The sequence below is a fragment of the Sphingobium sp. LMC3-1-1.1 genome, from assembly GCF_040676285.1.
Taxonomy (GTDB): Bacteria; Pseudomonadota; Alphaproteobacteria; order Sphingomonadales; family Sphingomonadaceae; genus Sphingobium.
Genome location: NZ_JBEGHQ010000089.1, coordinates 81,964 through 93,466 on the forward strand (window position 1 = coordinate 81,964; position 11,503 = coordinate 93,466).

Sequence of the window (11,503 nt, forward strand, 5' to 3'; positions counted from 1 at the left end):
GAGGCCATGCCGTCATGGAAAACAGCGCGTCCGCAATATTACGCCCTCGCCATTCTAGGGGTTGCTTTAGTAGCGGCGGTCCGGCTGCTTCTTGATCCATGGCTGAGCGACCGGTCGGCCTATCTGCCCTATGTCATCGCAATCCTGGGCATCGCGCTCTGGCTGGGCAAGGGACCGGCGATCCTCGCTACCCTGCTGAGCGTTGCGGCAGGGGTGGCGATTACCTATCGGTCGACGCTACAGAACCGCGACCTGATCGAGATCGCGCTGTTCGTCGTGACCGCTGCCGGCATCATCCTGATGAGCCGCCTTGTCCGCCAGTCGAACCAGCGGCTGGAGGTGGCTGAAGTCGCCGTCGAACATGGCGGCGCGGCGAACGAGCAGCTGGCGGTCGAGCTCAACCTGTTGATCGATGGCGCGCACGGGTTGGCGATCTACATGTTGGATCCGGCTGGCCGGGTGATGATCTGGAACCGGGGCGCCGAGCGGTTGAAGGGCTGGACCGAGCAGGAGGTGCTGGGCAAGCCATCTTCCCTATTCTATCCCCGCGAAGCCGTTGCGGCGGGCAAGCCCGAGGCCGATATCGAGCGTGCCTGCGCAGAAGGGCGATTCGAAGAAGAGGATTGGCGCGTCCGCAAGGACGGGTCGGAATTCCTGGCGGCGGTTAGCTGGACCGCGCTTCATGACAAAGATGGCGCGCTGCGCGGCTTTGCGAAGATCGTGTCCGACATCACCGAAAAACGGTCGGCCGAAGGCCAGCTGCGCGCCCATGAAAGCCAGCTGCGCGCGATCCTGTCCACCGTGCCGGACGCAATGGTGGTGATCGACGAGGCTGGCACGATGCTGTCGTTCAGCGCGGCGGCAGAGGCGCTGTTCGGCTATGCCGAGCTAGAGGTGCTGGGCAAGAATGTGCGCATGTTGATGCCGTCCCCTGATCGTGAACGGCATGACAGTTATATCCAGCGCTATCTGGAAACCGGTGAAAAGCGCATCATCGGCAAGGGCCGGGTCGTTTCGGGCCGGCGGGCCGACGGGTCCATATTCCCCATGGAACTATATATCGGCGAGGCGGTGCGCGGGAATGAGCGCATCTTCACCGGCTTCATCCGCGACCTTACCGAAAGGCGGGCGGTCGAAGATCATATGGCGACATTGCAGGCCGAATTGATCCATGTGACGCGGGTGAGCGCGATGGGAACGATGGCGTCGACGCTGGCCCATGAACTCAACCAGCCGATCGCCGCCGTCGCCAATTATGTCGAGGCCGTGCGCGACCAGATGGCGCAGCCACAGCAAAGCGAGTGGCCGATGATGCGAGAGGCATTGCAAGAGGCGGCGAGCGAGGCGCTGCGGGCAGGCCAGATCGTTCGCAGACTGCGGGAGTTCGTGTCGCGCGGCGAGGTGGAAAAGACGATCGAAAGCCTGCCCGAACTGGTGCAGGAAGCATCTGCACTGGGCCTCGCCGGCGCGCGCGAAATGGGGATCGACGTACAGTTCGACATCGATCCGCTGGCGTCGCCCGTGCTGGTCGACAGGGTCCAGATCCAGCAAGTGCTGATCAACCTCGTTCGCAATGCGTGCGAGGCGATGGCGGACAGCGCGGTCAAGCAGCTGACCATCGCCACGCGCGCGGCCAAGGACGATCTGGTCGAAGTCATCGTGTCGGACACTGGCTGCGGCATTGCACCGGGGGTGGCGCGACAGCTTTTCACCGCATTCGTCAGCACCAAGCCCAACGGTATGGGCCTTGGCCTTTCCATATGCCGCACCATCGTCGAGGTGAATGGCGGCAAGATCTGGATGGAAAGCCGCAAGGGAAAAGGCACTGATTTCCACTTCACTCTCATTCGAGCGCAAGCCGAGGAGGCATATGACCGTGAAGAAGTTCGTTCACATCATCGATGACGAGGATGCCGTCCGGCGGTCGGCGGGCTATATGCTCAAGACGTCGGGCTATAGCGTGGAGACATGGGTGTCGGGGGTCTCCTTCCTGAAGGAAGCCAGATCGGCCGAGGAAGGCTGCATCCTGCTCGACGTTCGCATGCCCGACATGGATGGGTTGGAGGTGCAACGCGTCCTGGTGGAGCGGGGGATCGCGATGCCGGTCATCATCATGACCGGACATGGCGACATATCGATAGCGGTGCAGGCGATGAAGGCAGGCGCAATCGACTTTCTGGAGAAGCCGTTTGAAAAAGTGGTCCTGATCGATGCGATCGAGCGCGCGTTGGACCGGGTGCGCTCTGCCAAGGGGGCGACGGCCGATGCTGCGCGCGCGGAGCTGATCATCGGGGCGTTGACGGTGCGGGAGCGGGAGGTGCTGGAGGGGCTGGCGCAAGGGCTTCCCAACAAGACTATCGCCTATGACCTTGGCATTTCATCCCGGACGGTCGAGGTGCATCGCGCCAATCTGATGGCGAAGCTGCATGTCCATAGCCTGTCGGACGCCCTGCGCATCGCCTTTGCCGCAGGCATGGGCCGCAAGGACCTGACTGCGATCAATACGTAAAGACTTGGGCGCGCGCGCCATGGCACCATTTTCTCATGTTGCTCACACCAGCGGCGCAAGGCGCGCCGAAATTATCCAGCCCCCCGATTTTCGTCGCCCTGTTGGATGACGATGCCGGAGCGAGGCGTTCGATGCAGCTGCTGTTGCAGGGGCGGGGTTTTCAGGTGCGTTCCTTTGCCGACCCCGAGGCGCTGGTCGCCGATGTGAAGGCGAACAACCCGGCCTGTCTGGTGACGGATTACCGGATGGCGGGATGCAATGGCCTGGAGGTGCTGGACAGGTTGCGCGCGGCGGGATGGAGCGGGCCCGCGATACTGGTCACAGCCTATGGTTCGGCCGAATTGCTGCAAAAGGCGATGGCGCATGGCTTTGGCGCCGTGATCGACAAGCCGTGCAAGGATTCGGCGCTGATAAACGCCATCAGGGACGCGACGATGGGTCAAGTAGGGAATTGACAGGTGCCGTCATGACGAACGCTGGGAAAAAGCAGGCAGCCGCGCGGCCTTTCGCCGTCATGGACCTGCTGTCGCCCCGCGAACGCGAAGTGCTGGCCGCGGTGGCAAGCGGCCATACCAACCGGGAGACCGGCAAGCTGTTGGGCATCAGCCACAGGACGGTCGAGGTCCATCGCGCCCGGTTGATGCGAAAGCTGGGCGTGCAGTCGGTGGCCCAGCTCGTTGCCCTGTATGTGCTTCACGGCCAGTCGCACGCCGGCCAAGGCAGGCCGTCGCATTGAGGCCGATCGCCTGCCCGTCTCGCCGGGCGCAACCGGTCCCGGCGCTGGAGCACCTCGTATAATCCCCAATGTCGCCGGGCATGGATTGTGGGATCATGGCGGTGGGACCCCGGAATAGTGGCCCCTCTATCTTCAGCGATTGCATGCGAGGAAGATGATGACCGAGGCAAGAACCGCCCGCCATTCGACCATGGAAGCGTCCGACGAGCTGGTGCAGATGCTGCGCCGCCATGCCGAGCTGCTGCCTTCGCCCGACGAGGTGGAGGCGTTCGGAAGTTTCTTCGACCGTTTCGGGGATGCGCGCGTCGTCCTGCTGGGCGAGGCGAGCCATGGCACGTCGGAATTCTACCGCGCGCGGGCGGCGATCACGCGGCGGCTGATCGAGCGGCATGGCTTTACGCTGGTGGCGGTGGAGGCGGATTGGCCCGACGCGGCGCGCATCGACGATTATGTCCGGCATCAGGCACCGCGCCCCAGAAAAGGCGATGTGTTCGTCCGCTTTCCGACATGGATGTGGCGCAACCAGGAAGTGCTGGCCTTTGCCGACTGGCTGCGTGGCCATAATCAGGGACTGGAGGCACAGCGGCAGGCGTCCTTTCACGGGCTGGACGTCTATTCCCTCAGCGAATCCATCCATGCCGTGCTGGCCTATCTGGACAAGGTCGATCCGCGGGAAGCGGAGCAGGCTCGCCGCCGATATGGATGTCTGACGCCATGGCAGGACGAACCGGCCCAATATGGCCGCACCGTCATGATGTCGGGCGGCAATGGGTGCGAGGACGGCGTCGTGGCGCAGCTTCGCGAGTTGCTCGACCAGCGGCTGGACCTGTTGAAACACGATGGCGATGCGTGGTTCGACGCCTATCAGAATGCGCGCATCGTGCGGGCGGCCGAACGCTATTACCGGGCCATGTATCGCAGCTCTACCGAGAGCTGGAATCTGCGCGACCGGCATATGTTCGAAACGCTGCAAAACCTGATCGCGCATCGCGGCAGTGGCACGAAGGCGGTCATCTGGGCGCATAACAGCCATATCGGCAACGCCGCCGCCACGGCCATGGGATGGCAGGGGGAATTCAACATCGGCCAGCTTTGCCGCCTTGCTTATGGCGACGATGCGGTGTCGATCGGGTTCGGCACCGATACGGGCCTGGTCGCGGCGGCGAGCGATTGGGGCAGCGCGATGGAAATCAAGACGGTGCGGCCGGCGCGGCCCGACAGCTATGAGCATGCCTTTCGTCGAACGGGCGTGGCGCGCTGCCTGACCGACTGGCGCGGGCGGGACAAGGCGGCATTGCGCGATGCGCTGAGCCAGCCGCTGCTGGAGCGCGCCATAGGTGTCGTTTACCGGCCCGAGACCGAGCGGCTCAGCCATTATTTCGAGGCCGTGATGGCGGAGCAGTTCGACGCGTGGGTGTGGTTCGCTCAGACGACAGCGGTGGTGCCGCTGGGCGCCGAACGGCCGCATGGCGCGCCAGAAACCTGGCCTTTTGGATTATGATCATGACAGAGCTTATCGCGAACAGACATGATGTGGTCATTGGCGCGCATCGCCTGTCGGGCTTCCTGGACGTTCCGGAAAACGCAACCGGGCTGGTGATATTTGCCCATGGCAGCGGCAGCGGGCGGCACTCGCCACGCAACCAGCATGTGGCGGCGGGCCTGAACCGTGTGGGCATGGCGACGTTGCTGGTCGACCTGCTGACGCCGGAGGAGGAACGGGACCGACGCAATGTGTTCGACGTGGGGTTGCTCGCACGGCGACTGCGCGAGGCGGCGGAATGGGCGGAGAAGGTGCCGCAGCTTGGGCCGTTGCCGCTCGGCTATTTCGGCGCGAGCACGGGCGCGGCGGCGGCGATCATCGCGGCGTCCATGCCGGGGGATCGGGCCGCGGCCATCGTGTCGCGCGGCGGGCGGCCGGACCTGGCGGGCGCGGCTGCATTGGGGGGCGTGAAGGCGCCCACGCTGCTGATCGTCGGTAGCCTGGACCAGGATGTGCTGGCGCTCAACCATGATGCCAAGACGTTGATGAAGGCGCCCGCGGAACTGGTGGTGGTTCCGGGTGCCAGCCACTTGTTCGACGAGCCGGGGACGCTCGACCAGGTGATCAAGCTTGCGGCGCGCTGGTTCACCTCTCACCTGAAAGGAGCGGCGCGATGAAGCTGCCATCGATGCTGTTCCACGATCGCCGCGATGCGGGTGTACGTCTGGCAAAGGTGCTGTCCCATCTGGCCGAGGACAATCCCCTGGTGCTGGCGTTGCCGCGCGGCGGCGTGCCGGTCGCTTTCGAGGTGGCGAAGGCGCTGAGGGCGGACCTTGACCTGCTGTTCGTGCGCAAGCTGGGCGCGCAGGGATATGAAGAACTGGGCATCGGCGCGGTGGTCGACGGCGCGAACCCGCAGCTTGTGCTTAACGAGGATGTGGTGCGGCAATTGGGGCCGACGCCCGAATATGTCCGGGCCGAAATGCGCAAGCAACTGGCCGAGATCGACCGGCGGCGGCGGGCCTATCTGGGCGACCGGGAGCCGATTGCGGTGGCCGGCCGCACGGTGATCATCGTCGATGACGGGATCGCCACCGGCGGCACGGTGAAGGCGGCGCTCAAGGGACTGAGCAAGGCGCATCCCGCGCGGCTGATATTGGCGGTGCCGGTTGCGCCCGCCCATGTTGTCGCGGGGCTGCGGGAGGAGTGCGACGATGTGATATGCCTCTATGAACCCTATCCCTTTTATGCGGTGGGAGCGCATTACGTCGTCTTTGATCAGACGACTGACGAGGAAGTGGTGAGCCTGCTCAGCGAGGCGCGGGCTTTGCGGAGCGGGTAGTCGGCCTGAGGGCTGTCAGCGCAGTTCGTGCTGCATGATGCCGTTCAGGATGACCCAGAGCCACTCCATGCCGATCAGTTGGAGGACGAGGACGGCAAGGATCAGCGCTACGGCAAGGGTGGCGAGGATGAGCCGGTAGCGCATGGTACGCAACCCGTCAGGGCGTGGTGCGGCTGGTGACGACCGCCGATCCGTTGGGCTGGATCTGGATCAGGTGATAGGCCTTGTCCTCGCACTGGGCGCGCCAGACGACGGCGGGCGAGGGCGCGCCCGGCATGGGGTTGCTGCTCACGATAGTTTGGCACGGCAGGCCCGCATCGCGGATGGCGCGGAAGAAGACGGCGTCGCGGGCCTGCTTGGGCAGCACGGCGACCTCCGTAGCGTAGTTCGTCGCCGACGCATTGGGGTCGGGGGCGGGAGCCTCTGCCTTCTGGGCGGGCTTGCATGCGACCGCCAGCAGAGCCGTCGCCAGTACGGCCATCGTCCGCATCGCACCTTGTCCTTTACTGGTCATCAGCATCCCCCTTTTCCCACGCCCGCCACGCGGGACCAATGGGGACATATACTTATGCTGGCGTGGGCAGCGCGGCGCGCGAGCTGGCCGGCGGCGCGTGGCCGAGATCATGACGGAGTGGAGGGCTTCGGCAAGCACCGCCCGAGCGGGATTGGTGCTTCTATGATCTAAGCCAGCCCGTTGTCCCTCATCGCGTGGGCGATGAGGGGGGCGAGCGCGGCCTTGCTTGTTGGTCCGTCGATGCTGTCGCTGCTGGCGATGCGCGCGATCCCGTGGGCAGCCATGAAGGCGAGGTCGTCAGGGTGAGCGAGGCAGTGAGTGGCGATGGCTTCGATGGAGGTTGCGCCTGCCTGACGCAGCAATTTCGCCGCTTCCACCAGCGTGCGGCCGCTGGAGATCATGTCGTCCACGATGATGGCGCGGCGGCCCCTTGCGTGCTCCACGTCCGGGATGGTCAGGCTCACCTGACGGTCGCTGAGGCGCTGTTTGGTTGCGACCAGGGTTTCGAGGCCGAGTGGTCTGGCGATCGCTTCGGTCCATTGGCGGGATTCACTGTCCGGGCCGATGATGATCGGATTATCCCCGGCGTCGATCAGCGCCGTGAGCAGGGGGGCTGCGGACAGGCTGATGGCGGAGATGCCGGGGATGGCTTCGGATAGCGTGGCGACGCGGTGGAGGTGGGGATCGACCGTCAGGAGCGCATCGAAATGGCTGGCGAGCAGGCCGCCAATGACCTTCTGGCTGACCGCTTCGCCGGGGTGAAAGGCTTTGTCCTGCCGCATATAGGCAAGATAGGGCGCGACGAGGATGACGCGCTCCGCCCCGCTGTCCCGCGCGGCGGAGGCGGCGAGCAGGAGTTCGATGAGCTTGCGGTCGGGATCGTCGAGCGAACGATACAGGATGACGCTCTGCGCTGATGCGGGAATGCGGACGAGCGCTTCCTTGTCAGGGAAGCGGTGGACGGCGACGTCACGAACCGGCAGGTCGAGCGATGCGCCCAGCCTATCCGCCGCCGCCATGCTGTCCGCGAAGGCGAGGATCACCGCGCTCACCGTGCCACCATATAGCCCGAATCTTCCGCCGCGAGGTCGCGCGCGAAGCCAAGGCCAGTGGGCGACTGGGCGTGGATGCGATAGAGCGCCTGCCCCTTTCGCACCTGCGCGCCGACCTTGTGCAGTAAGTCGATGCCCGCGCCCTTGTCCATCGGCGCACCGGCGAGGCGGGCGATGCGCGCGATGCGATGGCAATCAATCGCGCTCACCCGCCCTTCATGCGGCGCGACCACTTCATGGACATGGTCGCCGAGGGCGAACTTCACCGGCTGCCGTCCCTGCGCGTCGATCAGCCTTTCCATGGCGGCGAGCGCCTTGCCAGAGGCGAGCAGGTCCATCGCCCGCGCATAGCCCCGGCCGCCGCGCAGGGCGGGATCGAAGTCGAGGACGCGGCCCGCGAGGAACAGTGCATGCTCGCGCAAGTCCTGCGGCGCGTCGGCATCGTTGCGCAGCACCGCCATGACATCGCGCGCCTCCAGCACCGGGCCGACGCCCCGGCCAACGGGCTGCGAACCGTCCGTGATCACGATGTCGATGACGAGGCCGATCTCGTCTGCGATATGTTCGAACAGCTTGCGCAGGCGAACGGCGTCATCCTGCGTGCGGACCTTTGCGGTGGGTCCGAACGGTATGTCGAGCACCAGATGGGTGGACCCGGCGGCGAGCTTTTTCGACAGGATGGAAGCCACCATCTGCTCGAACGTGTCGATGCGCAGCGGGCGTTCGACGGAGATCAGCACATCGTCGGCGGGCGACAGGTTCACCTTGCCGCCCCAGGCGAGCACGGCCTTTTCCCTGGCGACGATGGCGCGCATCGCGTCTTCGCTGAGGTCGACGCTCGCCAGCACTTCCATCGTGTCGGCGGTGCCGGACGGGGAGGTGATCGCGCGCGACGATGTCTTGGGCATGATGAGGCCGTGCGCCGCCACGATCGGCACTACGATCATCGACGTGCGGTTGCCGGGGATGCCGCCGATGCAATGTTTGTCGACGACCAGCGGGGCCTTCCAGTCGAAGCGGTTGCCGACATCGGCCATGGCGCGGGTGACGGCAAGGGTTTCCTGCGTGCTCATGAACCCGGCGCAGGCGACCAGGAATGCGCCGATTTCCATCGGTGAATAGCGGTGGGCGGCGATGTCGCGGATGATCGCGGATATCTCGTCATCCTGAAGCGTATCGCCGTCGATCTTGCGCCCGACAAATTCCAGGCTGCGGGGCGGCATCGCCTGTTCGATTGCAACGGCCGCGCCTTCGGGCAGGGCGAGGCGCCGGAATGCCTGCTCGCCAAGGCCGATTTCGCCCGGCTTCAGCATCGCGGGTTCATCGACCAGCGCGAGGGTGGCGAGGATTTCGGCGCTTCCGTCACTGATGCGGATCTTGCGCAGCGCCTGGAATTGCTCGGCGGAATAGCCATTGCTTTCACGCAACAGAAAGGCGGTGTTTTCAGGGTAGGTGTCGATGGCGAGGCGCTTGATCGTCAGCATGAGGATCAGCTGCCGTCGCCAAGTTGCGGCGGGACGGGTGTGCCATGCAGTTCCTGCGCGACACGGGCGCAGATACTGGCCGCCCGCTGGCGCACGCGGGCAAGATTGTCCTTGAAGAAGTCGGCGGGTGCGCTGTCCACGACATTGCCGATATACAGCGCCTCGCTCGATTGCATGGCGAAGGCGCGGAACAGATAGGTGCCGGCGAGATTGCGGAGCGCTTGGGCCTGGCCTTGCGATTGCAGCCAGTCCTCCGGCGCGCCGGAGGTGGTGATGGCGCACAGATGGCCGTTGCCGAGCAGGCCCGCGCCCGCGCCATGCTGGACCTGGCCTATGGTTGTTCCCGCACCCAGCACCCGGTCGATATAGCCGACGAGGATGGCAGGCGGCATGCCGAACCAGACGGGAAAGATGAAGGTGATGACATTGGCGCCGCATAGCAGGGCGAGTTCGGCCTGCACGTCCGGGGAGAGGCGGAAGTCGCTGCGGCCCGGGCGTTCATGTGCCTTCAGCACCGGATCGAAGTTCATGGCGTAGAGGTCGCGCAGGATCGCCTGCTGACCCGCCGCCTCCACCGCCTCGCAATAGGTTTGCGCGATGCCGGCGTTGAAGCTGCGGGGATCGGGGTGGGCGAGCACCACCGCGTGGCGGATGGGAGATGGGGACGCGCTGGGCATGGCCGAGTTCCTCATTTGGCGTGCTGGCGCTGCTTCGCCTCTTGATAGGCGTCGAGCACGCGCCGCATCCGCGCCAGCGCATCGCGGCGGGCGCGTTCGCTGCGGATGCGGCCGAGATGCTGTTTCAGGTGGGTGATGAAGTCGGCATAATCATTCTGCCAGTCGGGGCCGCTCAGCTCCTCCATGTCGACCCGGCCGGTCTGGATGCGGCGGGCCGGCTTGCCGGGTTCCAGCGCATAGACTTCGCCGATCTGCGGGGCAATGATGCTGGCTGCGGGATTGTCCGCCTGCGTCAGGATGCGCAGGGCGGCGACGGCTTCGGGTTCGCCATGGTCGAGGAACAGGCTGCCGCTGATCGGCCTGCGCGCGCTGATCCAGCCGTGCAGTTCATCGCGGTCGGCATGGGCGGAATAGCTGTCGATGCGGCGGATGCGGGCGCGGACATTGATGTCCTCGCCAGAAATGCGGACGCGCTGGGCTCCGTCAAGGATGACGCGGCCGAGCGATCCCTTCGCCTGAAAGCCGACGAACAGGACGGTGGAGTCCCGCCGGAACAGATTATGCTTCAGGTGATGGCGGATGCGGCCCGCTTCGCACATGCCCGATGCGGCCATGATGATAGCGCCGGTCATGGTGTTGAGGCGGATCGATTCCGCGACATCCTCGACATAATGAATGGACGGGTGACGAAAGACGTCTTCCCCGCCGGTGTCCTCCAGTTCCGACGCATGGGCGGCGAACACCTTGGTGGCGCGGCTGGCGAGGGGGGAGTCGACGAAGATCGGGACGTTGGGGATGCGGTTGGCGTCGGCCAGCTTGGCGAGGTCGAGCAGCAGTTCCTGCGTGCGTTCGAGCGCGAAGCTGGGAATGATGAGGTTGCCGCCGCGTGACAGGGCGTCCTTGATCTCTGTCTCCAGCTGGGTGCGGCGTTGTTCGATGGTGAACTTTTCCCGCGCGCGGTCGCCATAGGTAGCTTCGCAGACCACATGGTCGAGACCGGCGGGGGCCTGTGGGTCAGGGTGGAAGGCCTTGTTGATGGGGCCAAGGTCGCCCGAAAAGAGGAGGTGCATGCCTGCGGTTTCTATCTCGACCGAGGCTGCGCCCAATATATGGCCCGCGTTCCAGAAGCGCGCGCGGAAGCCGGGGGCTGGGTCGAACCAGTCGCACAGCGGCGTCGGGCGGGTGAGGCGCCAGGCATTGAGCGCATCCTGCTCGGTGTAGAGCGGCTCGAACAGGCTTTCGCCCGCGCGGTCGCGGCGGCGGTTGCGGCGATCCGCTTCGCTTTCCTGAATGCGCCCCGCGTCGGCGAGCATATATTCGAGCAGGTCGGAGGTGGCGGGCGTGCACCAGATGGGCTTGTCGAAACCCTGCGCCGCGAGCTTGGGGAGCAGGCCGCAATGGTCGATATGGGCGTGGGTGAGGACGACCGCGTCGATCTTGCCTGGCTCGAAGCTGAATGCGCCATGGTTCAGCGTTTCGAGCGTGCGCGATCCCTGGAAGAGGCCGCAGTCCACGAGGATGGCCCGATCGCCCAGCCGCAATTCCATGCAGGAGCCGGTGACGGTGCCTGCCGCGCCATGGAATGTGAGGGTTAAGGCAGGGCTCAAGCCGTTTCTCCCGATCCTTGTTTTCCGGCCATCATCATGGGGCCAACGGGCGGGGGAGGCAGTCCGTAGTTATACTGATGGGCGGGGGCGCATCCGTAT

At 65.2% G+C, this 11,503-nt stretch carries 13 protein-coding genes; 7 read left to right on the forward strand and 6 right to left on the reverse strand.

Translation table 11 applies throughout. From position 1 onward, the window contains the following. The first annotated feature begins 6 nt into the window (after window positions 1–6). From MRBLMC3_RS22545 to MRBLMC3_RS22575, 7 genes are all read left to right on the forward strand, one after another. The gene (locus tag MRBLMC3_RS22545; protein ID WP_363736773.1) at window positions 7–1,905 is read left to right on the forward strand and encodes a PAS domain S-box protein; all 1,899 of its coding nucleotides are present in this window, start codon (window positions 7–9) and stop codon (window positions 1,903–1,905) included. Next, a complete protein-coding gene (locus MRBLMC3_RS22550; RefSeq protein WP_363832562.1) occupies window positions 1,871–2,509 on the forward strand; it encodes a response regulator transcription factor in 639 nt (212 codons plus the stop codon). Before MRBLMC3_RS22545 ends, MRBLMC3_RS22550 begins: the two co-directional genes overlap by 35 nt. 101 nt (window positions 2,510–2,610) lie before the next feature. After that, complete coding sequence (locus MRBLMC3_RS22555; protein ID WP_414714681.1) at window positions 2,611–2,964, forward strand: response regulator transcription factor; 354 nt, start codon at window positions 2,611–2,613, stop codon at window positions 2,962–2,964. 11 nt (window positions 2,965–2,975) lie between these two features. Beyond that, window positions 2,976–3,245 carry a response regulator transcription factor gene (locus MRBLMC3_RS22560; RefSeq protein WP_363736767.1) on the forward strand — a complete coding sequence of 90 codons (270 nt, stop codon included), beginning with the start codon at window positions 2,976–2,978 and terminating at the stop codon, window positions 3,243–3,245. A 154-nt stretch (window positions 3,246–3,399) separates the two neighbouring features. Next, window positions 3,400–4,746 carry an erythromycin esterase family protein gene (locus MRBLMC3_RS22565; protein WP_363832567.1) on the forward strand — a complete coding sequence of 449 codons (1,347 nt, stop codon included), beginning with the start codon at window positions 3,400–3,402 and terminating at the stop codon, window positions 4,744–4,746. A 2-nt stretch (window positions 4,747–4,748) separates the two neighbouring features. Then, window positions 4,749–5,405 carry a dienelactone hydrolase family protein gene (locus tag MRBLMC3_RS22570; RefSeq protein ID WP_363832568.1) on the forward strand — a complete coding sequence of 219 codons (657 nt, stop codon included), beginning with the start codon at window positions 4,749–4,751 and terminating at the stop codon, window positions 5,403–5,405. Further along, complete coding sequence (locus MRBLMC3_RS22575; protein WP_363736762.1) at window positions 5,402–6,070, forward strand: phosphoribosyltransferase; 669 nt, start codon at window positions 5,402–5,404, stop codon at window positions 6,068–6,070. Before MRBLMC3_RS22570 ends, MRBLMC3_RS22575 begins: the two co-directional genes overlap by 4 nt. Before the next feature lie 15 nt (window positions 6,071–6,085). On the opposite strand, the gene MRBLMC3_RS22580 is transcribed toward MRBLMC3_RS22575, so the two are convergent. The 6 genes from MRBLMC3_RS22580 to MRBLMC3_RS22605 all read right to left on the reverse strand — a co-directional run bounded on the left by MRBLMC3_RS22580 (window position 6,086) and on the right by MRBLMC3_RS22605 (window position 11,404). Beyond that, complete coding sequence (locus MRBLMC3_RS22580; protein WP_363736761.1) at window positions 6,086–6,214, reverse strand: hypothetical protein; 129 nt, start codon at window positions 6,212–6,214, stop codon at window positions 6,086–6,088. Between the two features lie 13 nt (window positions 6,215–6,227). Further along, on the reverse strand, window positions 6,228–6,584 hold the full coding sequence (locus MRBLMC3_RS22585) for a hypothetical protein (RefSeq protein WP_363832571.1): 357 nt from the start codon (window positions 6,582–6,584) through the stop codon (window positions 6,228–6,230). 167 nt (window positions 6,585–6,751) lie between these two features. Beyond that, complete coding sequence (locus tag MRBLMC3_RS22590) at window positions 6,752–7,636, reverse strand: ribose-phosphate diphosphokinase (RefSeq protein WP_363832573.1); 885 nt, start codon at window positions 7,634–7,636, stop codon at window positions 6,752–6,754. After that, window positions 7,633–9,120: a thymidine phosphorylase family protein gene (locus MRBLMC3_RS22595; RefSeq protein WP_363736758.1), complete on the reverse strand. Its 1,488-nt coding sequence runs from the start codon at window positions 9,118–9,120 to the stop codon at window positions 7,633–7,635. The genes MRBLMC3_RS22590 and MRBLMC3_RS22595 overlap by 4 nt, the downstream gene beginning before the upstream one ends. A gap of 5 nt (window positions 9,121–9,125) precedes the next feature. Further along, a complete protein-coding gene (locus tag MRBLMC3_RS22600; RefSeq protein WP_363832576.1) occupies window positions 9,126–9,797 on the reverse strand; it encodes an NAD(P)H-dependent oxidoreductase in 672 nt (223 codons plus the stop codon). An 11-nt stretch (window positions 9,798–9,808) separates the two neighbouring features. Further along, complete coding sequence (locus MRBLMC3_RS22605; protein ID WP_363832579.1) at window positions 9,809–11,404, reverse strand: MBL fold metallo-hydrolase; 1,596 nt, start codon at window positions 11,402–11,404, stop codon at window positions 9,809–9,811. Between the last annotated feature and the right edge of the window lie 99 nt (window positions 11,405–11,503).